Source organism: Streptomyces prunicolor NBRC 13075 (assembly GCF_000367365.1).
Classification (GTDB): domain Bacteria; phylum Actinomycetota; class Actinomycetes; order Streptomycetales; family Streptomycetaceae; genus Streptomyces; species Streptomyces prunicolor.
In genome coordinates, this window is the sequence record NZ_BARF01000002.1 from 1 (window position 1) to 23192 (window position 23192).

The following is a 23192-nucleotide window of genomic DNA, read 5'->3' on the forward strand; positions in this document are numbered from 1 at the left end:
GCCCCTTTAAGGCGCTGCAGATCGCCCGGGACGCCGGGGCCCGGACCGTTCCCCTTGGAACCGGCCCGGTAGACCCCCGCGGTGAGCAGCAACGCGGTCGGTGTTACATGAAGGCCAGGTACGCCACCGCCGCCACGACCAGCACCGCGACGACGACGCCGACGATCAGGCCGACGCGGGGGCCGGCCGAAGCCGTGGGTGCGGCCTGGGGGCCGCCGCCCTGGGGGGTCTCGTCGACGAAGGCGCGGAACATCTGGGTGCTGCCGGCGGGGTCGTAGTTGCCCTCGGGGCCCTGGGTGTTTGCCATGGGCCGAGACACTAGCGAATCCCCGGGGGACACCCAAGTGCGGGGCCTCGAATGTCCTTTCCCACCTGCGGGTTTACATACCGTAATGCTTGCCTTTGCCAACTTTTTATGCCACGCCTACCCGTTTTATTTGCCTGTAGCAACCAACATCTCTTAGTCTCTTATGGTTGCCCTAAGCAACGAACATGGCACGAACGCGGCACGAGCATGGGAGGTGAGATGGCCGAGCGGACGCAGTACGAAGAGCTGATGCGTCAGTTCAGTGCCTTCGGCGCCGTACGCAGGGAGTTGGGGCGGATCATGCCGTCCGACTGTCCCGGCGGCTCCGCGGCCGTACTGACCCTGCTCGACCGGTACGGCGACATGCGGATGAGCAAGCTCGCGGAGCTGCTCTCCGTCGACATGTCCGTGACCAGCCGCCATGTCACGCACGTCGTCGACCGGGGCTGGATCGAACGGTCCCCCGACCCCGCCGACAAACGCTCCCGCATCCTGCGCCTCACCCCCGGCGGCCGGGCCCAGGTGGACGAACTGTCCCGGCGGACCGCCCAGTTGCTCGCCGACCGGCTGGGCGACTGGAGCGACGAGGAGGTCGGCCAGCTGATCCGGCTGATGACCCGGCTCCGGGCGAGCTTCGGCGACTGTCGAGCCGCGGCGCCCTCATCCCCGTCCCCGCCCGTCGTAGCCGGGACCCCCCACACCCCCGAACTCGAACACACCACCCGTACACCCGCATAAGCACGGAAGAAAAGGAAGCCCATGGCAACGACCACACCAGCCGGTGTGCGGGCTCACGCCAAGCACGGAGGGGCCTCCCCCGCGGCCCCCGACGGCGCTCCGATGACGCACCGGCAGATCATGGAGGCGCTCTCCGGGCTGCTGCTCGGCCTGTTCGCCGCGATCATCTCGTCGACGATCGTCACCAACGCCCTGCCGACCATCATCGGCAGTCTGGGCGGCGGCCAGGAGGCCTACACCTGGGTCGTCACCGCGGCCCTGCTCTCCATGACGGCCTCGGTGCCGCTGTGGGGCAAGATGGCCGACCTGGTCAGCAAGAAGGCCCTGGTCCAGATATCCCTGGTCATCTACATCATCGGCTCGGTCGTCGCCGGCCTCGCGCAGAACCCGGCGATGCTGATCGGCGCCCGTGTCATCCAGGGCCTCGGGGCCGGCGGTCTCTCCGCCCTCGTCCAGGTCGTGATGGCCGCGATGATCGCCCCGCGCGAGCGCGGCAGGTACTCCGGCTACACCGGCGCCACCTTCGCGGTCGCGACCGTCGGCGGTCCGCTGCTCGGCGGCGTGATCACCGACACCTCGTGGCTCGGCTGGCGTTACTGCCTCTTCGTCGGGATCCCCTTCGCGCTGATCGCGCTGGTCGTCCTGCAGAAGACGTTGAACCTCCCGGTCGCCAAGCGGAAGGTCAAGGTCGACTGGACCGGCGCCTTCTTCATCACCGCGGCCGCCTCGCTGCTGCTGGTCTGGGTGACCTTCGCCAACGACAAGTACGACTGGCTGTCCTGGCAGACGTACACGATGGTGGGCGGCACGTTCGTGCTCGCGCTGCTGTTCGTGTTCACCGAGACCCGGGCCGCCGAGCCGATCATCCCGCTGCGCCTGTTCCGCAACCGCACCGTCTCGCTCGCCTCGCTGGCCTCGCTGTTCGTCGGCGTCGGCATGTACGCGGGCACGGTCTTCTTCTCCCAGTACTTCCAGCTGGCCCGCGACAAGTCCCCGACGATGTCCGGGGTCATGACGATCCCGATGATCGGCGGCCTGTTCGTCGCGTCGATGGTCTCCGGCCGCTTCATCACCAAGACCGGCCGCTGGAAGGGCTGGCTGGTCGCCGGCGGTCTCTTCCTCACCGCGGGCCTGGGCCTGCTCGGCCTGATGCGCTACGACACCCCGTACTGGGAACTGTCCATCTACATGGCCCTGTTGGGCATCGGCGTCGGCACGATGATGCAGAACCTGGTCCTCTCCACGCAGAACCAGGTCACCCCGAAGGACCTCGGCGCCGCCTCCTCCACGGTGAGCTTCTTCCGCTCGCTGGGCGGCGCGGTCGGCGTCGGTGTGCTCGGCTCGGTCATGTCCGGCCGGATCACGCACTACGCCAAGGACACCGTCGCCTCCCTCGACCCGCAGTCGCAGGCCGCCGCCGCCAAGGCCGTCGGCAGCAGCGCGCTCCCCGACATGGACGCCCTGCCCAGCACGGTCCGCACCTGGCTGGAGGGCGCCTACGGCCACGGAATCGCCGACGTCTTCCTGTACGCGGCGCCCTTCGCGCTCATCTCCTTCATCGTGGTGATGTTCATCAAGGAGGTTCCGCTGCGGACCTCCGGCGGGCTGGCGCAGGCGGCCGAGGAGGCCGTGGGTGTGCTGGACGCGGCGGAGATCCCCGCGCCCGCCGAGCAGAAGGTCCCCAGCTGGGCGGCCGAAGGTACCGAGCAGCAACTCGCCGCCGTGGCAACGGTGGTGGGGGAGGAGACCGCACCCGTGACCGCATCCGACTCCACACCCCTCTCGGGTGGGATTCCCGTCCGCGGCTTCGTCCGGGGCGCCGAGAGCGCGCCCGTCCCGCAGGCCGCCGTCACCCTGATCTCCCTCGGGGGACGGCAGTTGGGCCGCTCGGTCACGCAGTCGGACGGCTCCTACGCGCTGGCCGCGCCGAGCGTCGGGTCGTACGTCCTGATCGCCTCCGCCGACGGCTTCCAGCCGCAGGCGTCGACGGTCGTCGTCAACGGCCACGAACCGGTGTCGTACGACGTGCTGTTGAGCGGTACCAGCGGTCTGAACGGGATCGTCCGGGCGGCGGAGACGGGGCTGCCCGTCAAGGACGCGATGGTCATCGTGACGGACGTGCGCGGCGATCTGCTGTCCACCGGAACCACCGGTGAGCAGGGCGAGTTCGCGTTCGCCGAGCTGGTGCCGGGGGCCGTGACCGTCGCGGTGAACGCCGCCGGGTACCGGCCGCGCGCGCTGCCCGTCGAGGTCGGCGGCACCGGGGTCACCCGGGTCGAGATCGACCTCGACTCCGGCGCGCAGGTCCTGGGCGTGGTCCGCGCCCCGCACGGCCCGTTGGCCGACGCCCGCGTGACCCTCGTGGACGCGGCGGGCAACGTGGTCGGCACCGCCACGACCGGTTCGGACGGGGCGTACGCCTTCACCGACCTGAGCGGCGGCGAGTACACGGTGATCGCGACGGGCTACCCGCCGGTCGCGACCGCCCTCACGGTGAACGGCCGCGGAGCCGACGGGCACGACATCGAACTCGCCCACCCCGGTGAGTAGTTGATACCCCGGTCCGCGGAACTCGTCCCGAGCGGAGGCGTGTTCCGCGGACCGGTCTCATTTCTGCCGAATCTCGGCTGTACGGCAAGGAGTTAGAGGGACATGGGACTGACCGCGAAGATCCGTACCCGCGACGGATGGGCCGTGTCGCACGCGGTCGTCACGGTGACCGACATGACCGGGGCGCAGGTGCTGCGGGCCGAGGCGGACGTGGAGGGGGCGGTGCGGGACGTGAACCCGCTGGCGCCCGGGCCGTACACCGTGATCGTCACGGCCGTCGGGTACGCGCCCGCCGCCGCCACCGCGATCGTCACCGCGAGCGGGCGGGCCGAGGTCGGCACGGTGACGCTGGCGCGGCAGGGCGGTACGGAGCTGCCGCCGCCCGGGCCCTGGACGGTCGACCCCGCGCACTCCACGGTCGGCGCGGTCGCGCAGCATCTGGGGATCTCCAGCGTGCGCGGCCGTTTCACCGACTTCACGGCGTCGGTCGAGATCGCGCCCGATGACATCGCCAAGTCCCGGGTGGAGGCGGTGATCCGGGCCGCGTCCATCGACACCGGCAACGGGATGCGCGACGACCATCTGCGCTCGGCCGACTTCCTGGACGTGGCCCGCTACCCCGAGATCACGTACCGCTCGACTGCCCTCACCCCGGCCGGTTCCGACCGCTGGACCGTCTCCGGCGAGCTGACCCTCCACGGTGTCGTACGGCCCGTCGACCTCGACCTCGCCTACCTCGGCACCGGGGCCGACCCCTGGGGTGGCACGCGGGCGGCGTTCCGGGCGACCACGGAACTGCACCGCGAGGACTTCGCGATGAACTACAACCAGGTCGTGCAGGCGGGGATCGCGGCGATCGGTACGACGCTCAAGGTGGAGTTGGACATCCAGGCGGTGCAGGGGGACGCGTTGCCGCAGGCGTAGTGGGGTGGGCTGCGCCTAGGCTGGCCGTATGGCTTCGAACATCGCGAGCAACACCTCTGTGTCCCTGGACGAGCTGCTGGACTTCGTACGGCCCCGGCACCGGGCGATCCTGCTGACCCGGCGGGCGGACGGGAGCCCGCAGGGGTCGCCGCTGACCTGTGGGGTCGACGACTCGGGGCGGATCGTCGTCTCCACGTACCCCGAGCGGGCCAAGACCCGTAACGCCAAGCGGGATTCGCGGGTCAGCGTGATCATCCTGAGCGACGAGTGGGACGGGCCGTGGGTCCAGATCGACGGCACGGCCGAGGTCATCGACTCACCGGAGTCGGTGGAGCCGCTTGTCGAGTACTTCCGGAACATCTCGGGGGAGCATCCGGACTGGGACGAGTACCGCGCGGCGATGGTGAAGCAGGGGAAGTCGATTGTGCGGGTTACTCCGGAGCGGTGGGGGCCTGTTGCCACCGGCGGTTTTCCGGCGCGGCTCGTCGAAGGCTGAGGTGGTGCTGGGGGCTCCGCCCCCAGACCCCCCTTCGGCCCTGAAGGGGCCTCGTCCTCAAACTCCCCCAGAGGGGGGACCCCCAGACGGGCTGGTCATTGCCGACCTGGGTCTTGGTCTCCAGCCCTCTTCACCATCGCCTCGATGCCCGCCACCAGCAGGTCCAGGGCGAAGGTGAAGTCGCGGTCCATCATCTCCGCGACCGTGTCGCCGCCCCGGGCCGCCATGAGTTGCTTGGACTCCTCCACGACCTCGGCGGTCGTCGGGGCTCCGTCCAGCGTCGTCATGGCGTGCCGGAAGTAGTCGTCGGGGGTCATGCCGGTGTCGGCGACCCGGGCGAAGAAGTGGCCCTCGATCGTGCCGTAGCCGTACACGAACTGGAAGACCGCCGAGATCGCCCCGGTCAGCCCGTGCTCCGGCAGTCCCGTGCGCCGGATCACGCGCTGTACGACACGGGAGAAGGCCAGCGACTTCGGCCCGATGTTGAGGAAGGTACCGGCGAGCGGCGACAGCCAGGGGTGGCGGACGAGCAGGGACCTGTACTCCGTTGCCAGCATGCGGAGTTGGTCCCGCCACTCCTCTCCCTCGGCCCCCGGATCGGGCAACCGCAGCTCCCCGAAGACGGCGTCCAGGGCGAGTTCGAGGAGATCGTCCTTGGTGTCGACGTACCAGTAGACGGACATCGCGGTCACGTTCAGTTCGGCGGCGAGCCTTCGCATGGAGAACTTGGCCAGGCCTTCGGCGTCCAGCAACCGCACGGTGACTTCGGTGATGCGCGTGCGATCGAGGCCGGAGGGCTGCCCGCCGCCGCGCCCGCCCCGACGCGTCTTCGTCTCGAGCCAGACGCTGCTACGCGCGGAACGCCCTGACGGCGGGCTTGTCCTGGCCATGACGCACCTTCCTCAAGATCCAGATCCCGGATCACTGTAATCAGGGGCGCGGGGCTGTGACATGTGCGGCTCCGCCGCCTGGGCGCGACCAGCCACAACGCACCCGCAGACACTACCGAGCGACCACCACCCCCGAGTCTGCCCGCTCCGCCCGCCACAACAACGCCGCCGCAAGCAACCCCCCGGTCAAGACAGCGACCGCCCCCACCAACTGACTGACCTCCAGCCCCGCAGCGAAGGAATCGGTCACCCTCCTCCTCTCCGCAGCCGAAGACGCCTCCGCCAAGCCGACCGGCAGGGACACCGCCGCGAACCGAGAACTCAGCACCGCACCGAGAACCGCGACCCCCAACCCGTTCCCGAACTCCCCCAACGTGCCGTTGATGCCCGCACCGACCCCCGCCTTCTCCGGCGGAATCGCACTCATGATCGCGTGAGCCATCGCCGGATTGGCGATCGCCGCCCCCGCCCCGATCAGCACCAGCCCCACCAACGTCCCCGCATACCCACCGGACGCGAGCGACGCGATCGACACCAGCCCCGCCGACATCGACACCATCCCCAGCGCGATGGCCCGCGGAGCGCCGAGCCGCGCCGTCCACTTCGCCGCCAACCCCGAGAAGTTGAGCGCGACGATCACCAGAGCGAGCGGCGCCGTACGGACACCCGCCTCCAACGGGCCGTAGCCCAGGACGAATTGGAGGTGCTGGGTAAGGAGGAAGAGGGAGCCGGCCATGCCGAAGGTGATCAGGACGACCCCGGTGACCGCGCCCGTGAAGCGGCGGTCGCGGAAGAAGTCCAGGTCGAGCATGGGGTAGGGGACGCGGTTCTCCCAGTACGCGAAGGCCGCGAGGACTACGACCGCCACCGCCACCGTCAGGAGCACCCGGCCGGACGTCCAGCCGTGTGCCGGGCCGGAGATGATCGCGTAGACCAGCGTGGCCATGCCGATGGTCGAGAGCAGCGCGCCGAGGAGGTCGGGGCGGTCACCCCGAGGGTTCTTCGACTCGGGGACGAGGGCCACCGCCGCGACCAGCGCCAGCGCCGCCACCGGGATGTTGATCAGGAAGATCGCGCCCCACCAGAAGTGGTTCAGCATGAAGCCGCCGAGGAGCGGGCCCGTCGCGAAGCCGAGCGCGTTGACCGCGGCCCAGATGCCGATCGCCCTCGGCTGTTCCTCGGGGGTGAAGATCTGCATCACTACGGCCAGGGTGGTCGTGATGAGCAGCGCCCCGCCGACCCCCATACCGGCCCTCGCGGCGATCAACTGCCCTGTGGACTGGGCGAGTCCGGCCACCAGTGAACCCGCGCCGAACAGCACCAGGCCCGCGATCAGCATCTTCTTGCGGCCGTAGCGGTCGGCCGCGCTGCCTGCGGTGAGGAGGAGTCCGGACTGTACGAGGGAGTACGCGTTGATCATCCATTGGATGTCCGCGGTGCTCGCGTCGAGTTCGCGGGTGAGCGAGGGGATCGCGACGTTCAGGACGGTGTTGTCGAGCAGCACGGTGAGCTGCGCGAGGCAGATGACTCCGAGGACGATCCAGCGCTTGGGGTGGCCCTGGAGGGTTTGGGGGCCTGGGGAAGTCGGCATGTTGTACACCGTAGAACAGTTCCTATACGGCGTACAACAGAGATTCGGCGGACACGAAGAGGGGCGGTGACCGTGTGGTCACCGCCCCTGCTCAGTGGAGAACCGTCAGCCGGGTGTCAGCTGCTCGTCTTCTGCGTCAGGTCGTAGAAGGTGGCCGAACCGACCGTCACCTTCTTGTAGTTCTTCTCGACCCACGAGGAGATCTGCGAGGAGCTGCCCGTGCTGCTGCCGCCCATTCCGGTGCTGCCCGAGATGAAGTAGTGGATCTTGCCGTCCGCCACGTACTTCTTGAACTGGGCCAGCGTCGGCGACGGGTCGGTGCCGTTGAAGCCGCCGATCGCCATCACCGGGTCGCCGGTGGCGAGTTGGTAGCTCGCGGCGTTCTGGGAGCCGATGGACGCGGCGACCCAGGTGTACTTGCCTGCGTCCGTCTGGAGGAGCTTCTTGGCCGCCGAGGTGACCGTCGCGCCGTTGAGCAGGCCGCCGACGCCACCGCCGCCGCCCATGCCTCCGTCGCCGCCCGTCTGACCGCCGAAGCCGCCGCCCTGGTTCTGCGTGGTGCCGCCGCCACCGGGGGTGGTGCCGGTACCGCCGCCAGGAGCTGTGCCCGTGCCGCCGCCGGGGAAGCCGCCGCCCTGGTTCTGGGTGGTGCCGCCGTTGCCGCCCTGCTGGCCGGGCATGGTGCCCGTGCCGCCGGTGCGGTTGCCGCCGCCGAAGCCGCCTCGGCCACCGCCGCCCGGACCGCCGCCGCCCATCATGCTCGCGCCGGCCGGACCGGCCGTCGGGATGGAGCCGGTGTGTGCGGAGTTGACCGTGGAGAGGGTGTACGCCGCCGGGCCCGCGAGGCCCGCCACAATGCTCAAGCCGACTGCCGCGAGCGCGAGTTGGCGGCCGATCTTCGCTACGAAGATCAGGCCGAGCGCGCCCGCCAGGGAGCCGAGGAGGACCAGCCACTTCAGCCAGGGCAGGTAGTCGGAGGTCCGGTTGAGGAGGACGTAGCCCCAGACGCCGGCCGCAACTACCGCTGCCGCGAGGGTGATTGACGCCCAGATCTCGCCGCGCTTCTCCCAGAGGGAGCCGGCGCCGATGCCGATCACCGCGGCCATGTAGGGGGCCAGCGCGATCGTGTAGTACTGGTGGAAGATGCCGGCCATGTAGCTGAAGACGACCAGGGTCGTCACCAGCGAGCCGCCCCACACCAGCATCGAACTGCGCCTGACGGAGGTGCGGTTGAGCTTGCGCGTGGCCACCAGGCCCGCGACGAGGAGGATCAGGGCGGTGGGGAGCAGCCAGGAGATCTGGCTGCCGATCTCGTCGTTGAACATGCGGTTCCAGCCGGTGGCGCCCCACATGCCCGTGCCGGTGCCGCCGCCTCCGCCGCCGACGCTGCCGGTCTCGTCGCCGCTGAGGCGGCCGAACCCGTTGTAGCCGAAGGTCAGTTCAAGGAAGCTGTTGTTCTGCGAGCCGCCGATGTAGGGGCGCGAGGAGGCCGGCCACAGTTCGACGAGCGCCACCCACCAGCCGGCCGCGACGACCAACGCGCCGGTGGCCAGGCCCAGTTGGGCGAACCTCTTCTTCACGCTCACCGGCGCGCAGACCGCGTAGACGATGGCCAGCGGCGGCAGGATCAGGAAAGCTTGCAGGGTCTTCGACAGGAACGCGAAGCCGATCGCGACTCCGGCCCACACCAGCCACTTCGTACGGCCGTCCTCCAGGGCCCGGACGACGAGGTAGCAGGCGAGCGCCATGAGCAACGCCAGTGCGGCGTCAGGGTTGTTGAAGCGGAACATCAGCGCGGCGACCGGGGTGAGCGCCAGCACGGCGCCCGCGATCAGACCGGCCTGGGGGCTGTGCCGACGGCGTACCGCCGCGTAGACGACCGCGACCGTGCCGACGCCCATGAGGACCTCGGGGACCAGGATCGCCCACGAGTTGAGGCCGAAGATGCGGACCGAGATCTCCATCGGCCACAGGAAGGCCGAGGGCTTGTCGACGGTGATCGCGTTGCCCGCGTCGAGCGAGCCGAACAGGAACGCCTTCCAGCTCTTGCTGCCGGCCTGAACGGCCGCCGAGTAGAAGGAGTTGGAGTAGCCGGACGCGCTCAGGTTGTAGAGGTAGAGCAGCGCCGTCGCCAGCAGCATGCCCCAGAACGCGGGGCGCGCCCAGCGCGGGTCCTCGGGCCGGCCGCGCCACAGGCGGCGCCCGAGCGGCTGCTTGGGCTCACCGGCCTGGGGGGCCAAGGTGTCGGTGTCCGCGGGCGCCACCGGCTCGTGCACGGCCGTATCTCTGCCGGTGTCGCTGTCACCGGTAGGCGGCCCCCAGGACGAGGGGCTGCCTCCTCCCGGGTAGGTCGTCTGATCGGTGTCGGTGGTCATCGGGGGTCCCTCGGATCGGTGTCGTGGGGACGCACCGGCTGCAACTGCATCGTCGCGTCCCTCCAGGTGCCGTCCGCGGCTTCACCGGCGCGGAACTGGGTGGTGGTGTCGTACGACCCCTGGTGGGCCTGGGGCTGCTGCCGCTGGGGCAGCGGGGCGTACGAACCGGGGTACTGCGGGTTCTGGGGGTTGTGCGGGTACTGCGTCGCCGTCGAATAGGTGGGCGACGAAGGGGTGTTGAGGGCTACGACCGTCGACTCCTCGGCGCTGTCGCCGCGGTCCGGGAACACCCAGGCACGGAAGAGCAGGAAGCGGAGGACGGTCGCGGCGAGGTTGGCGGCCACCAGGACCGCGAGTTCGGTGGAGTGCGCCGGGTTGCTGCTGGCCGCGTTCAGGGCGGCGAGCGAACCACTGGTCAGCGCGAGGCCGATGGCGAAGACGACGAGGCCCTGCGCCTGGTGGCGGACGGCGCCGCCCCGGCCGCGGACCCCGAAGGTCAGCCTGCGGTTGGCGGCGGTGTTGGCGACCGCCGAGACCAGCAGGGCGAGCGCGTTGGCGACCTGTGAGCCGCCGAACTGCCGGAAGAGGCTGTAGAGGACGAGGTAGAAGAGGGTGGAGAGACCGCCGACCACGCAGAACCCGACGAGCTGGCGGGCCAGCCCCTTGGGCACGTCCTGGATGTCGCGGTCGCGCGGATCGTCGCCGAAGGGCCGCGTGACGCGGTCGAGCGGCAGCGAACCGGAGGCCAGGGCCTTGCCCACGCGCCACACTCCCTTCAGGTCCTCGGTCGCCGTCCTGACGATGTGGACGGTCGAGTTCGGGTCGTCGACCCAGTCGACCGGCACCTCGTGGATACGGAGTCCGGCACGTTCGGCCAGCACCAGCATCTCGGTGTCGAAGAACCAGCCGGTGTCCTCGACGAGCGGCAGCAGCGCCTGGGCCACATCACGCCGGATCGCCTTGAATCCGCACTGGGCGTCCGAGAAGCGGGCCTGGAGCGAGCCGCGCAGGATCAGGTTGTAGGTCCGGCTGATGAACTCGCGCTTGGCGCCACGCACGACACGCGACGAGCGGGCCAGCCGGGAACCGATCGCCAGGTCGGAGTGACCGGAGATCAGCGGCGCCACCAGGGGGAGCAGCGCGTTGAGGTCGGTGGAGAGGTCGACGTCCATGTAGGCGAGGATCGGGGCGTCCGAGGCGGACCAGACGGTGCGCAGTGCTCGACCGCGCCCCTTCTGCTCCAGCCGGAACGATTTGACCTCCGGGATGTCCGACTCCAGCCGCGCTGCCACCTGAGGAGTGGTGTCGATCGACGCGTTGTCCGCGATGGTGATGCGGAACGCGTACGGGAACGTGCGCTTGAGGTGCTCGTGCAGTCTGAGCACACATGGCTGGAGGTCCTTCTCCTCGTTGTAGACGGGGATCACTACGTCCAGGACAGGCGTACCGGCGTCTCCGGCCGGGAGGTGCTCCCGCGCCGGCAGGGTGCCGGGAGAAGTGTCGGTTCGCATGGAACCGACTCTCCTCAAGCGCCCTGTTGCACCCATGTGGTGGCACTGTGCTGTGCCTGTGAGTGCGATTGCCAATTTGTTTCGGGGGCGGGCGCGGGCACAGCCGGTGCGAGCGCGGGAAGATGCACGGTGAACACAGTGCGTCCGGGAACGCTGTCCACGGTGACCGCGCCGCCGTGTGCGGTCGCGACCGCCTGCACGATGGCGAGGCCCAGACCCGTCGATCCCGTGGAGCGGGAACGCGCCGAGTCGCCGCGCGCGAACCGCTCGAAGACATGCGGCAGCAAATCGGGCGGGATGCCCTGGCCGTTGTCCTCGACGTCCACGCACATCCACGGGCCGCGTCGCTGTACGCGTGCGGTGATCGTCGTACCCGGTGGGGTGTGCTTGCGGGCGTTGCCCAGCAGGTTGATGAGCACCTGCTGGATACGGGCCGCGTCCGCCGACACGAGGGCCGGTTCGTCGGGCAGGTCGAGGCGCCAGTTGTGGTCCATGCCGGCCGCGCGCGAGTCGCTGATGGTGTCCACGACGAGCGGGATGAGGTCGGTCTGGTCGAACTGGAGCGGTCTGCCCGCGTCGAGCCGGGCGAGGAGCAGCAGATCCTCCACGAGGAGGGTCATGCGCCCGGCTTCGGACTCGATTCTCCCGAGGGCGTGCTTGGTGTCGGGCCCGGTCTGTTCGCGTCCGCGCCGGGTCAGCTCCGCGTAGCCGCGGATGGAGGCGAGGGGCGTACGCAGCTCATGACTGGCGTCGGCCACGAACTGCCGTACCCGCATCTCGCTCTGCTGTCTGGCGTGCAGGGCACCGTGGACGTGGTCGAGCATCCTGTTGAGCGCAGCTCCGACCTGGCCGACCTCGGTGTGCGGGTCGGTCTCGGACTCGGGGACACGTTCGTTGAGAGTGACTTCGCCGGTGTGGAGGGGGAGTTCGGAGACGCGGGTGGCGGTGGAGGCCACGCGGCGGAGGGGGCGGGTGGCGATGCCGACCAGTACGTAGCCGGCGATCCCGGCGGCGACCAGGCCGGCGGCGGTGACGCTGAGCTCGACGAGGATGAGGGTGTTGACGGTGTTGTCGACGTCTGCGGTCGGCAGGGCGACGTAGTAACCCTCGTTGGTGGTGTCGGGGCTCTTGGCGTACTTGACCAGGTAGTCACCGAGCCCCGGAATGGTCACTGCGTGCGTGTTGCCGTCCTTCGACACGGACGCGAGGGCCTGCTTCTGCGCCGTGTTGAGACCGACGGCGTTCATCTTCTTGAACGCGCCGCTGCTGTCGGTCACCTGCTGGCTGTAGGACGCGCTGGCGATCGCGCCCTTCTTCACGTAGGCGGCAACGGTCTTCTCCTGCGTCGGACCGTTGGTGAGGAGCTTGTTGACCCTGCCGGCCGGCGTCTGGACGGGAACGGAATCGTCGCTCCCGGAAGAGGTGGACGAGGTCGAAGGGGTCGTGGAAGTGGAGGCCTTGCCGTTCGGGTTCGCCGGACCACCCGGTCCGTCCTCCGGGCTGCCCTGAGGGCGGCCCACCGCACGGATGGCCGTCTCCGTGACCTTGCCCTTGAGCTGGTCGTACAGGTGCGACTGCAAAGCGACAGTCGTCACCGTCCCGATCACCGCACACACCACCGCGATCAGCGTCACGGACGCGACGACGAGCCGGGTCCGCAGGGTGCGCGGCTTACCCGCTCGTTTCTTCTGCGCACGCGGCCGTCGTCGCCCGCTCATGAGGCCGCGGGCTTGATCAGGTAACCGGCACCGCGCCGGGTGTGGATCATCGGCTCACGTCCCGCGTCGATCTTCCGGCGGAGGTACGAGATGTAGAGCTCGACCACATTGGCCTGCCCACCGAAGTCGTACGACCACACACGGTCGAGGATCTGCGCTTTGCTGAGTACACGCCGGGGATTACGCATGAGGAAGCGCAACAGCTCAAACTCGGTCGCGGTGAGGTGGATGCCCTCACCGGCCCGCGACACCTCGTGGCTGTCCTCGTCGAGGGTGAGGTCACCCACGACCAGCACGGAGTCCGAGCGGCGGTCGGCGGCACCGGAGCGGCGGATCAGTCCGCGCAGCCGGGCGACGACCTCTTCGAGGCTGAAGGGCTTGGTGACGTAGTCGTCGCCACCGGCGGTGAGCCCGGCGATACGGTCCTCGACGGCGTCCTTCGCCGTCAGGAACAGCACCGGGACGTCCGGCAGTTCTCTGCGCATCCGACCGAGAACGGTCAGGCCGTCCATGTCCGGCAGCATCATGTCGAGGACGACGGCGTCGGGCCGGAACTCACGCGCGGTCTGGATCGCGCCGGTTCCGTCACCCGCGCTTCTGATCTGCCAGCCCTCGTATCGGAGGGCCATGGACAGCAGCTCGGTGATCGACAGCTCGTCGTCCACCACAAGCACTCGGACGGGGCTCCCGTCCGGCCTCAGCAGTTCGGTGCGCCCCTGGGGCGAGGTCGTGGTCATAGTGGACACCTTGTCGGGGTCCCCTAAGAGCACGCTTTCCAGAGTCTGTGATTTTCCTGAGAAACTCACAGGCACCACTCAGGGAACACCTTGAAACCGCTTGCCCAACGCTCATCCGACGGTCATGAAGCCGTGCGCGCCTTACACACCCGCCCCTCCCTCCCCTCCATCTGCACACTCTCCCCGCATTCCCCATACCGGCCGTACTCTCAGCTCCCGCTCACGGTCCGAACAGCCGCGCCCCGTTGTCATGGCAGACCGCCCGCAGCCAATCCTCGCCCAGGTCCAGCCGCTCCAGGGCGTGCAGCTGGTGAACGTACGGATACGGAATGTTCGGGAAGTCGCTGCCCAGGAGCACCCGGTCGCCGAGCGCGGCCAGCCGGGGGAGTGCGCGGGGCGGGAAGGGCGCGAAGCGCTCACTGAAGTCGGTGAACGCCATCGTCGTGTCCAGCCGCACCTCCCCGTACCGTTCGGCCAGGTCCAGGAAGTCCTCGTACTCCGGCATCCCCATGTGCGCGAGGACGAGTCGCAGCCGGGGGTGCCGGGCCAGCACCCGTGCGATCGGCTCGGGTCCGGTGTGCTTGCCGGGTGCGGGACCCGACCCGCAGTGGATGACGACGGGCGTCCCGCTCTCGGCGAGCAACCCCCAAGCCGGGTCCAGGAGTTCATCGGCCGGGTCGTACGCACCCACCTGCACATGCGCCTTGAACACCCGCGCGCCGGCATCGAGGGCTCGCCGCACGTAGTCCTCGACTCCCGGCTCCGGGAAGAGGGTCGAGGTGTGCAGACAGTCGGGTGTGCGCGCGGCGAAGTCGACGGCCCAGCCGTTGAGCCACTCGGCCATCCCGGGCTTGTGCGGATAGAGCATGGCGGTGAAAGCGCGTACTCCGAACTCCCTTATCAGCGCGACCCGTTCCGCCTCCTCCTTCCGGTACGTGATCGGCCACTCCAGTGCTCCACCGGTCGCCGGCCCGAGCGCGTCGAAGTAGTCCCAGACCTTGCGCAGCACCCGCTCGGGCATGAAGTGGGTGTGCACGTCGACGAGCCCGGGGAGCCCGAGCCGCCGCCAGAACGCCCGGACTTCGGCCACTTCAGATGCTTCGCCTGCTTCGGCCACTTCGGCTGCTTCGGTCTTCTCAGCGTCCACGTCTGATCCTCCCTGCCCGATGACGACAGTCACTTCGGCCACGCTGCCAGAACCGGCCTCAGAACAACCCCTCCTGCACCCCCGGCGCCTCCCGCCTGAACTCCCGTACCGGCACGGTGAATCCACCCGTCTCACCCCTGTCACCCCTGTCACCCCCGGAGGAACCGGCCGGGATCAGCTCCCACCCCGTCATCAGCCGCGTGTCCAGCACGACCACCCCCCGCCCGGTCGCGAGGTGGAGGTCCGGTCCCGCCACCGCGACGACCTCCCCGCTCACCACCCCGCCCGCGACCAGCCCGCTCACCTCGCCGACCGCGGCCGGGAGTCCCGCGAGGCCGAAGACGTCGACGTGGTCCACGGGTCGGTACGGCTCGCGGTGGAGCGACTCCGGCCATTCGCGCAGCGCGAGGGCCCATCCGTGCAGCTCGGCGATCTCGGCGGCCCGCTCCTCGGCGGACCCCGGCAACGCGGACCGTACGGCGCGCTTCTCGCCGTAGGGAATCCGGTCCGGCACCCGGAGGGCGGCGCGCAGCAACTCCTCCGTGCGCCGCGCCGCCATCAACGGGCCGAGGCCGAGCCAGCTGAAGCAGACGGCACCCTGCTCAAGCAGTCGCGCCGAGCCGCGCTCTTCGGCGGTGATGCCGACCTTGAGCAGGCCGGGACCGAACCAGGCCAGATATACGTGGTACGGCCGCGGGTCGTCCGCGATCGTGTCGGCGGCCACCGAGTGCGCCCGGTCCAGCCGCGCGCACTCCTCGCACCGCGCCCCCGTACTCCGCTCCGGCACGGCCGCCCGCACCGGACAGGCGTTCCCCCGCGCCCCCACGCATGTCCGCCCGCCCCCTTCCGCGACCTCGAAGGCCACCCGCTTCCCCCGGGGCAACGGGCTCCCGCGCCCGCCGTCCCACTTCAGCTCGGGACCGCCCGCCGCCCACCGCAGCCCCGAGCACTTCCATGCCTGCGATGCCTTCGGTGCCTGCGATCCCCGTGCTGTCTGTGCCATCGCTCACGAGATTAGACGGCGCCACTGACAATGCCGTCAGCCCGCGGTTTCACCGACCGGAGCCGACTCCCGGTACGCGACCGCGCGCTCCTCGGCCGTGTACTCCGCCGCCGCCCGCCCCCGCCCCGCCAACCGGCACCCGACACACCCGGCATGCCCCGCCCGCGCCAACGGGTCCCGCACCCGCATCCCCCACTGCGCCCGGTCCCGTCGCCCGGGCGGCTTGCCCCACCCGGTGAGATGGAGCGCCCAGGTGACCAGGACGCTCACCGCGACGATCCCCAGCCCGCCGCCGATCAGCGGGGCGGAGACCACGCACATCCCCACCCCGGCGACGGTCGTCCCGAGGGTCGCGATACCGAATCCGGTCCAGCCCGCGACCGTATGTCCCTCGTCATACTGATGTGCGCTCACGTGCGGCCTCCCTCGAAGCCCAGACAGACAACAGGTACCTCACTCGCTAAGAAGTTTAGAATAGAAACCTCTCACTAGCTAAGGCAATAACCATGCACGCCAAGCCTCGCCCCGCCGCCACCCCGGCCCAGGCGCTGGACGCGATGGACTCCCTCATCGCCACCGCCCAGCTCGGTCAGCAGGAAATGGCCGAGCGGCTGGGTCTGAACGTCACCGATCTCGTCTGTTTCGCCTACGTCATCAGGTCCGGCGAGCACCTCCTCACCGCGGGCGACCTCGCCGCACACGTCCACGTCACGACGGGCGCGGTGACCGGCATCCTCAACCGCCTGGAGCGCGCCGGTTTCATCACCCGCGTCCCCGACCCGACCGACCGCCGCCGCGTCCGCGTGGCCCCGGTACCGGCGGCGGTGGCCCGCGTGGTCGCCCTCTACGGCCCCTACTACGACCGCCTCAACGCCCAGTTCGCCGACTACTCCCCCGCCGAGATCGCCGTACTGAACGACTGGTTCACGCGGACGTCGACGCTGGCGCAGGGCTACATGGAGGAACTCCGGGCGCGGGACGGGGAACAGGGGACGGGGAACAGGGGACGGGAAACGGGGAACAGGGGACGGGGGTAAACCCGACCCCGTAGGTACAGCCCACTCCACCAACCATCCGGGAGACCACTCCATCGTGCCCGGAGCCGTACGACGACATCGTTGACCACAGCCGGGGACAGAGACCCGGCGCAGGCCCAACGGCCGCCGTACGGAGGGAAATTCCATGAAGCCCGGCGCGTTCGCATCGTTCGTCAGGTTCGTGGTGTGCGGCGGCGGGGTCGGGGTGCTGTCCAGCGCGGCGGTACCGCTGCTGGCCGCGCTGATGCCGTGGGCGGCGGCGAACGCGCTGATCACGGTCGCCTCGACCGTCCTCTGCACCGAGCTGCACGCCCTGTTCACCTTCAGCACCGGCCGCCGTCCCGGCCTGCGCGAGCACTGGCAGTCGGCGGGTTCGGCCACGGCGGCCTACGCGGCGACGTCCGCGGCGATCCTGATCCTCCACACCGTCCAGTCCTCCCCCACGATGCTCACCGAACAGCTCGTCTACCTCAGCGCCTCCGGCCTCGCCGGCATCGGCCGCTTCCTGGTCCTCCGCCTGTTCGTCTTCGCCGACCGCGGCGCCTCGGCTCCGGTCGCGATCGCGGTACGGCCGACGGTGGCAGCGCCCGCGTTCAGCGCGGCGGCGTGAGCGCCCCACGCCTCAACAGCCCTGCGCACCAACGGAAATGTCCGTCACCGCCGTCCGAGCCCGAGGCGAACAGGTCGTAGGTCGCCAGCGCATAGGCACGCTGATAGAGGACGAGCGTGTCCGGCGCGTACCCGAACTCCGCCGCGAACAGCCGGGTGAGGGCGACGGTGTGCGGCTCCGCGTACGGCCCGTACATGTCCCACACGGCGGCTGTCACGGCGGCCTCGAAGGCCGGGTCACCGGTGGTGGTGAAGAACCCGAAGTCGAGTACGGCCGTAGGGGCGCCGGTGTCGTCGACGTGGATGTTGGGCGGCACGAGGTCACCGTGCACGACGCTGACCGGGCCGCCCTCCGGCAGTGCCCGCAGGGAGTCCACTGTCCGGCGCGCGATGCCCGCGAGGTCGGGGACGTGAGCGGCGAGCAGGTCACCATGGCGATGGACGGCACGCCGGACGAGGGCGGCGAGCGCGTCGGGAAAGCGGGCGTGCCCTTCCCAGAGCGGCCGGTCGTCACCTTGCACGACGAGCCGCCGCATGGCCTCGGTACCGGGCACGGCGGCCAGCCCGCGCAACACCGTCAGCAGGGCACCGGTCTCCCGCCCGGCCAACTCCCGCCCCGGCGCCACGACCGCCGAGTCGGCCCGCAGCGGGACTCCGCCCAACTCCCGTTCATAGGTGACCAGTACGCCCTCGCGCTCCTCGACGCCGAGGATCTCCGGCGTGGCGAAGGGCAACGACTCCGCCGCCCGCGCGATGTCCTCGTAGACCCGCCGCATGAGCTCCACCCCGACCGGCCGCCGCCCGCTCCACACCTTGCCGACGATCCCGTCCCCGAGGCGGTACACGGCGCCCTCGACACCTGCGGCGAGCGGCCGGGCGTCTCCGTGACCGCGGTCGGCGAAGTACTGGATCCAGCGGGCGGTGTGTTCTTGGCGGTGGGTGACCATGGCTTGAGCGGAGCCCCTCGGGATGTCAATGGCCGTACGGGTCAGGGTCGTTCGCGAGGTGGGACTCGCGTTGGCGCCAGCTGCCCGGGGGTTCGCCGTGGTGGCGGGTGAAGGCTGCGGCGAAGGCGTAGGGGGAGCCGTAGCCGACCGTGCGGGAGATGGCGGTGAGGGTGAGGTCGCCGGTGCGGAGGTGGTCGCGGGCCAGGGCCATCCGCCAGTCGGTCAGGTACTGCATCGGGGTCTGGCCGAGGGCCTCGCGGAAGGTGCGGGCGAAGGCGGCCCTCGACAGGCCGCTGATCGCGGCGAGTTCGGGGACCGTCCAGGGGTGGCCGGCGTTCTCGTGGACGGCCTGGAGCGCGGCGTTGAGGCGGGGGTCCGCGCAAGCCCGGTACCAGCGGGGCGCGTTGGGGCTGCGCCGGAAGTCGTTGCGGATGGCGAGCACGAGGAGGACGTCGAGGAGGCGGTCCAGGACCGTGGGCCCGCCCGGTTCGCCGGGCGCCGGTGTGGCCAACTCGTGGGAGAGCAGCCCGATCACGTCCCGCAACGGGTCCCCGACCGCCGCCGACAGCGTCAGCACCTGCGGCAGCGCCTCCAGCAGCCCGGCACCGATGTCCCCCGAGAACCGGTAGGCACCGCACAGGAACACCGTCGCCCGCGGATCCTCCGAACTCCCGCCCGGGACTTGCCCGTTCCGGGACTCCTCCGAACTCCGGCCCGGGGCATGCCTGTTCCGGAACTCCTCCGGTTCGAGGCAGTCCGCGCCCGGCGCGTGACCGATGTGGTGATCGGGGCCGCCCCGGACGAGCGTCACCTCACCGGGTACGAGTTCCACCGCGTCGGCGGGGTCGCCCAGCCACAGCCAGCCCCGGCCCCGTACGACGGTGTGCACGGCCAGCTGGATCGACCCGGCCAGCCGCAGTCCCCACGGCGGCTCGGCCACCGTCCGCGCGAAGACGGCACCGGAAGCGCGGGCCCGCGCGAGGCGATCGTGCAGTATGTCCACCCGATCAGTATCCGCCGGGCGGCCCCGATGAGGGTTCCTTCGAGCGTCTGACGCAATGAATCGAGCGATTCACGCATTGATCCGCTCGCATCGCGCTCCCACGATGGAGCCATGACTGGATCACCACCCACCGCCCTCGTCCTCGGCGGCACCGGCCGCACCGGCTCCCTCGTGGCGCGGCAGCTCCCCGAACAAGGACTGCCCGCCCGCACCGCCGCCCGCCACGGCGCCGACGTCCGCTTCGACTGGGACGACCCGACCACCCACCCCGCCGCCCTCGCCGGCGTCGACCGCCTCTACCTCGTCACCCCCGTCCTGCGGATCTCCTACGCCGACCAGGTCGCCGCCTTCCTCGACCTCGCCGTGGCCGCGGGGGTACGTCACGTCACCTACCTCAGCACCTACGGCGGCCAACTGGCGCCCCCGGACGTCGACATCAGGGCCGTGGAGGACGATCTCGCCGCCCGGGACACCCTCACGCACACGATCCTGCGCCCGTCCTGGGTGATGCAGAACTTCAGCGACGCGCATCTGCCGGTCGTCGACGGAGTGATCACGGTGCCGACCGGCGGCGGTACAGAAGCCTTCGTCGACGCGGCCGACATCGCCGCCATCGCGGTGGAGACCCTGCTCGCGCCCGAGGCCCACGCCGGGGCGGAGTACGCGCCCACCGGACCGCGGGCCCTCACCGTCGCCGAGGTCGCCGACATCATCGCCGCGGTGTCCGGCCGCCCGGTCGCGCACCAGGACATCGACCCCGAGGCGTGGATCGGCGGCGCGGTCGCGGCCGGGCTCGTGCCCGCCGACTACGCGGTGATGCTCCGCTGGCTGACCGGCGCCATCGTCTCCGGCGACGGTTCCACGCCCAACGGCGACATCGAGAAGGTCACCGGCCGACCGGCGACCACCTTCGACGAGTTCGCGCGGCGCAACGCCGGTGCCTGGGCCGCACCGGTACCGGCGGTGAAGTGACCATGCCGGTGAAGGACGTTGGGGACATCGGTGACTTCGCGGCGCTCGATCCGTTCTTCCGGATCGTCCAGGAGGGGCTGGCCGGCCTCGTCGACGGCGATCACTTCTTCGAGCTCCTGGCCGAGGACGTGGTCTTCGAGTACGTCGTCTCCGTGCCCGGCTACCCACGCCGTGTCCAGGGACGCGCGGCGGTGGCCGACCTGTACCGCGGCTACGGCGACGTCATGGTCCTGCACGGCGCGGACGGACTGGCCGTCCACCGGGACTCCGGGACGTCAGTGGTCGTACTCGAGTACGCGGTGCACGGACGGGCCGTCCACACCGGGCGTGCCTACGACAACCACTTCGTCTCCGTGATCACCGTCAGGAACCGCGAAGTGACGCACTGGCGGGACTACTTGGACCCCGTCGCCGTCTTCCGGGCCGTCGGATGGCCGGCGAAGGAGCACTGAGAACCGCTGAAGGTACTGAGGTACTGGCTCAGGTACTAGCTGAGGTACTGAAGGTGCGGAGGGTGCTGAAGACATGGCGGAGGAACCGCCGAGGAACTGGCACCGGCGCCGGCACATGGTTGACGGGCTTCGCCGGACGGTGCCCGTGGAAGCCCAGCCCGCCCTGACTAGCCCGCCCTGCGGTAAGCCTCGTCCATGTCCGAGAAGGACTGTCCGTCGTCGAACGGCAGCGTCTCGTCCTCCCCGAAGTCCGGGGCCTGGAAGGGGTTCGTCGCCGGAGGGGGCGATCCCGCGTTGGACTGGCGGGTCGCCCCTTCCGGGGCGGAGAACAACGAGGTCAGTTCGATGAGAGGTCTCCCGTTCGTTACAGGCCGCTGGGACCTGGTGTGCCGTGACCGGGCACGGCGGTCCTACAGCTTGCTCATCTTGGCGTACGGACTCAGGATGCGCTCCTGAACCGACCCGAAGTCGACGAGCACCGCGATTCCGTCCTCGATGCCGATGACCCGGCCGAGGCCGTACATGTCGTGTGTGACCTGGTCGCCCACGGCGAACTGCTTGGGTGCCGCCGCGGCCGGGGCCTTGAAGGGACTGGTGGGCAAATAGCGCTTCGGTGCAGCTGGCTTTGTCATTGACTCCAGTATGGGCCTAGACACGCCACTCGCTGAGGCCGTCCACATCGCTTGTTCATCACAGATCGAGCAACCGGGAACCACTTCGCCGCCCCGGACGTACCCCTCACGCCCCTGACCTGGCCGTTCCCGGGCCAACCCCGGAACCGCCGCCGGCCTTCGAAACACAGGCTTCGAAACAACGGACGCCGGGGCACACGCGAGAGGCCCCGGATCACTCCGGGGCCTCTCGTCAGATGTGCACTCGGCAGGATTCGAACCTGCAACCTTCTGATCCGTAGTCAGATGCTCTATCCGTTAAGCTACGAGTGCTTGTTTTCTCTTGTTTTCCTTCGCCGTTCCCTGCCCTTCCGGGCCGCTCGCGGCGACAGGAAGAACATTACATGACTGCCGCCGCCATGTGAAATCCGTTAGCCATACCCCTTGTGAGCTGCGAAAACGGCCCTACGGAGGGGTTCCGGGAACGGCCGAAGCCCCGGTCGCGCGGACCAGGGCTTCGGTGAGGTGCGGAGGCGGAGGGATTTGAACCCTCGATGGGATTTGCGTCCCAAACCGCATTAGCAGTGTGTTGCCTGTCGTATGACGGTGACGCGCCTCGATTGGCCGAGACGCTCCTACGCAGGTCAACCCAGAAGCGTCATCCGATCGTGATGGGTCCCATCGAACAGCGACCGTGCCACTTGGTGCCATCGCCGTGCCATCGGAGTCAGCCCGCGCCGTCGGCCTTCTTCGGCCGGCCGCCCCTCCGTGCGCGTCGCTCCGCCAACTCCTCTTCCGCCTTGGCGAGGTCGTCGCGGTCCTGGTCGTCGCCGTGCTCGCGGACGCGGTCGCGCATGTGGTCGAGCAGGTCGTTCGTGCGGTCCGTATCGAGCCGGTCGCAGATCCGTCCGTACGCATCCCACAGAGGACCCGGCACCCGGATGGGGCGGGTCCTGGTGTGCCGGGGTGGCTCGGTCACCGGTTCCTCGGTCACTGCACTCCCTCGCTTGTAGTTGCAGGGAATCTTCGCACGAGGCTTGTGCATCTACAAGGTTTCCGGATACTGTGTAGTTGCAAGGTTAGCCACTCCGGAAACGGAACGGCCCCGGCTCGGTGCTACGAACACTGAGTCGGGGCCTGACGGACCACCTGCTACGAACAGGAGCCCCGCTATGTCGCATCCTTCCATCCGCCGCGAGCGCCGCACGACGCGCCGTTCGCTTCGAGCCACCCTGCGCCGCCGCGCCGCCGGTACCCGCCTGGCCGCCTCGTGTCACCGCCGCCCGCGTTCGCTGGCTACGGTCGCCATCGCCGCCGGCGTCGACAAGACCACCGCATCCGGCTGCGCCAACGGCCTCCGTACGGTCGCCAAGCGCTGCGGGATCGTCCCCGCCGAGACCGCCCGGACCCGCCGCACCGTCACCGGTGGCCGCGCCCGTAAGACCCGCACCGTCGCGCACTACACCCTCGGCCAGGTCTGCACGCTCCTCGGCTCGTACAAGCCCCGCAAGGCGGAGTACGTCGCCGCCGTCGCCCTGATCGCTGCCTTCACCACCAACGCCGCCTGAGCCGGG

General features: G+C 69.9%; 24 protein-coding genes and 1 tRNA gene. 9 read left to right on the forward strand and 16 right to left on the reverse strand.

Going from position 1 to position 23192, the window contains the following annotated elements:
* Window positions 1-103: 103 nt before the first annotated feature.
* On the reverse strand, window positions 104-307 hold the full coding sequence (locus SPR02S_RS00245) for a hypothetical protein (RefSeq protein WP_019054919.1): 204 nt from the start codon (window positions 305-307) through the stop codon (window positions 104-106).
* 219 nt (window positions 308-526) lie between these two features.
* Here SPR02S_RS00245 and SPR02S_RS00250 point away from each other — a divergent pair, with 219 nt between their 5' ends.
* The 4 genes from SPR02S_RS00250 (at window position 527) to SPR02S_RS00265 (ending at window position 5015) form a co-directional block, all read left to right on the forward strand.
* Window positions 527-1045, forward strand: coding sequence for a MarR family winged helix-turn-helix transcriptional regulator (locus tag SPR02S_RS00250; protein ID WP_019054920.1), 519 nt, complete (start codon window positions 527-529; stop codon window positions 1043-1045).
* Window positions 1046-1147: 102 nt separating this feature from the next.
* On the forward strand, window positions 1148-3595 hold the full coding sequence (locus SPR02S_RS00255) for an MFS transporter (RefSeq protein WP_019054921.1): 2448 nt from the start codon (window positions 1148-1150) through the stop codon (window positions 3593-3595).
* Window positions 3596-3697: 102 nt separating this feature from the next.
* Window positions 3698-4519: a YceI family protein gene (locus SPR02S_RS00260; RefSeq protein ID WP_019054922.1), complete on the forward strand. Its 822-nt coding sequence runs from the start codon at window positions 3698-3700 to the stop codon at window positions 4517-4519.
* Between the two features lie 28 nt (window positions 4520-4547).
* A complete protein-coding gene (locus SPR02S_RS00265) occupies window positions 4548-5015 on the forward strand; it encodes a PPOX class F420-dependent oxidoreductase (protein WP_019054923.1) in 468 nt (155 codons plus the stop codon).
* Window positions 5016-5110: 95 nt separating this feature from the next.
* On the opposite strand, the gene SPR02S_RS00270 is transcribed toward SPR02S_RS00265, so the two are convergent.
* From SPR02S_RS00270 to SPR02S_RS00310, 9 genes are all read right to left on the reverse strand, one after another.
* The gene (locus SPR02S_RS00270; RefSeq protein WP_019054924.1) at window positions 5111-5905 is read right to left on the reverse strand and encodes a TetR/AcrR family transcriptional regulator; all 795 of its coding nucleotides are present in this window, start codon (window positions 5903-5905) and stop codon (window positions 5111-5113) included.
* 112 nt (window positions 5906-6017) lie between these two features.
* Window positions 6018-7496 carry an MFS transporter gene (locus tag SPR02S_RS00275; RefSeq protein WP_043257981.1) on the reverse strand — a complete coding sequence of 493 codons (1479 nt, stop codon included), beginning with the start codon at window positions 7494-7496 and terminating at the stop codon, window positions 6018-6020.
* Window positions 7497-7612: 116 nt separating this feature from the next.
* Complete coding sequence (locus tag SPR02S_RS00280) at window positions 7613-9871, reverse strand: glycosyltransferase family 39 protein (protein WP_019054926.1); 2259 nt, start codon at window positions 9869-9871, stop codon at window positions 7613-7615.
* Window positions 9868-11382, reverse strand: a complete 1515-nt coding sequence (locus SPR02S_RS00285; protein ID WP_019054927.1) for a bifunctional glycosyltransferase family 2/GtrA family protein — start codon at window positions 11380-11382, stop codon at window positions 9868-9870. The genes SPR02S_RS00280 and SPR02S_RS00285 overlap by 4 nt, the downstream gene beginning before the upstream one ends.
* A 14-nt stretch (window positions 11383-11396) precedes the next feature.
* Window positions 11397-13100 carry a sensor histidine kinase gene (locus SPR02S_RS00290; RefSeq protein WP_019054928.1) on the reverse strand — a complete coding sequence of 568 codons (1704 nt, stop codon included), beginning with the start codon at window positions 13098-13100 and terminating at the stop codon, window positions 11397-11399.
* Window positions 13097-13837 carry a response regulator transcription factor gene (locus SPR02S_RS00295; RefSeq protein WP_019054929.1) on the reverse strand — a complete coding sequence of 247 codons (741 nt, stop codon included), beginning with the start codon at window positions 13835-13837 and terminating at the stop codon, window positions 13097-13099. Before SPR02S_RS00295 ends, SPR02S_RS00290 begins: the two co-directional genes overlap by 4 nt.
* Before the next feature lie 220 nt (window positions 13838-14057).
* Window positions 14058-14984, reverse strand: a complete 927-nt coding sequence (locus SPR02S_RS00300) for an amidohydrolase family protein (RefSeq protein WP_019054930.1) — start codon at window positions 14982-14984, stop codon at window positions 14058-14060.
* A 58-nt stretch (window positions 14985-15042) separates the two neighbouring features.
* A complete protein-coding gene (locus tag SPR02S_RS00305) occupies window positions 15043-15987 on the reverse strand; it encodes a DUF2797 domain-containing protein (protein ID WP_078622768.1) in 945 nt (314 codons plus the stop codon).
* Between the two features lie 36 nt (window positions 15988-16023).
* Window positions 16024-16401, reverse strand: a complete 378-nt coding sequence (locus SPR02S_RS00310) for an HGxxPAAW family protein (RefSeq protein WP_019054932.1) — start codon at window positions 16399-16401, stop codon at window positions 16024-16026.
* Window positions 16402-16493: 92 nt separating this feature from the next.
* Here SPR02S_RS00310 and SPR02S_RS00315 point away from each other — a divergent pair, with 92 nt between their 5' ends.
* A complete protein-coding gene (locus SPR02S_RS00315) occupies window positions 16494-17024 on the forward strand; it encodes a MarR family winged helix-turn-helix transcriptional regulator (protein WP_019054933.1) in 531 nt (176 codons plus the stop codon).
* Window positions 17025-17169: 145 nt separating this feature from the next.
* Complete coding sequence (locus tag SPR02S_RS54810) at window positions 17170-17634, forward strand: hypothetical protein (RefSeq protein WP_019054934.1); 465 nt, start codon at window positions 17170-17172, stop codon at window positions 17632-17634.
* Here the strand turns inward: SPR02S_RS54810 and SPR02S_RS00325 are convergent.
* Together SPR02S_RS00325 and SPR02S_RS00330 are read right to left on the reverse strand one after the other, a co-directional pair.
* Entirely contained in the window at window positions 17618-18580 is a 963-nt protein-coding gene (locus SPR02S_RS00325) for a phosphotransferase family protein (RefSeq protein ID WP_019054935.1), read from the reverse strand. The genes SPR02S_RS54810 and SPR02S_RS00325 overlap by 17 nt on opposite strands.
* Window positions 18581-18605: 25 nt before the next feature.
* The gene (locus SPR02S_RS00330) at window positions 18606-19583 is read right to left on the reverse strand and encodes an AraC family transcriptional regulator (protein WP_019054936.1); all 978 of its coding nucleotides are present in this window, start codon (window positions 19581-19583) and stop codon (window positions 18606-18608) included.
* Window positions 19584-19694: 111 nt separating this feature from the next.
* Between SPR02S_RS00330 and SPR02S_RS00335 the strand changes: the two genes are divergently transcribed.
* Entirely contained in the window at window positions 19695-20555 is an 861-nt protein-coding gene (locus SPR02S_RS00335; protein WP_019054937.1) for an NmrA family NAD(P)-binding protein, read from the forward strand.
* 2 nt (window positions 20556-20557) lie between these two features.
* Window positions 20558-21007 carry a nuclear transport factor 2 family protein gene (locus SPR02S_RS00340; protein ID WP_043257973.1) on the forward strand — a complete coding sequence of 150 codons (450 nt, stop codon included), beginning with the start codon at window positions 20558-20560 and terminating at the stop codon, window positions 21005-21007.
* Between the two features lie 167 nt (window positions 21008-21174).
* On the opposite strand, the gene SPR02S_RS58795 is transcribed toward SPR02S_RS00340, so the two are convergent.
* The 4 genes from SPR02S_RS58795 to SPR02S_RS00360 all read right to left on the reverse strand — a co-directional run bounded on the left by SPR02S_RS58795 (window position 21175) and on the right by SPR02S_RS00360 (window position 22612).
* Complete coding sequence (locus SPR02S_RS58795; protein ID WP_019054939.1) at window positions 21175-21339, reverse strand: hypothetical protein; 165 nt, start codon at window positions 21337-21339, stop codon at window positions 21175-21177.
* A gap of 78 nt (window positions 21340-21417) precedes the next feature.
* On the reverse strand, window positions 21418-21639 hold the full coding sequence (locus SPR02S_RS00350; protein ID WP_026150079.1) for a hypothetical protein: 222 nt from the start codon (window positions 21637-21639) through the stop codon (window positions 21418-21420).
* A gap of 239 nt (window positions 21640-21878) precedes the next feature.
* Window positions 21879-21951, reverse strand: a tRNA-Arg gene (locus tag SPR02S_RS00355).
* A 394-nt stretch (window positions 21952-22345) separates the two neighbouring features.
* The gene (locus tag SPR02S_RS00360; protein ID WP_019054941.1) at window positions 22346-22612 is read right to left on the reverse strand and encodes a hypothetical protein; all 267 of its coding nucleotides are present in this window, start codon (window positions 22610-22612) and stop codon (window positions 22346-22348) included.
* A gap of 178 nt (window positions 22613-22790) precedes the next feature.
* Here SPR02S_RS00360 and SPR02S_RS00365 point away from each other — a divergent pair, with 178 nt between their 5' ends.
* Window positions 22791-23186, forward strand: a complete 396-nt coding sequence (locus SPR02S_RS00365; RefSeq protein WP_019054942.1) for a hypothetical protein — start codon at window positions 22791-22793, stop codon at window positions 23184-23186.
* Window positions 23187-23192: the final 6 nt, after the last annotated feature.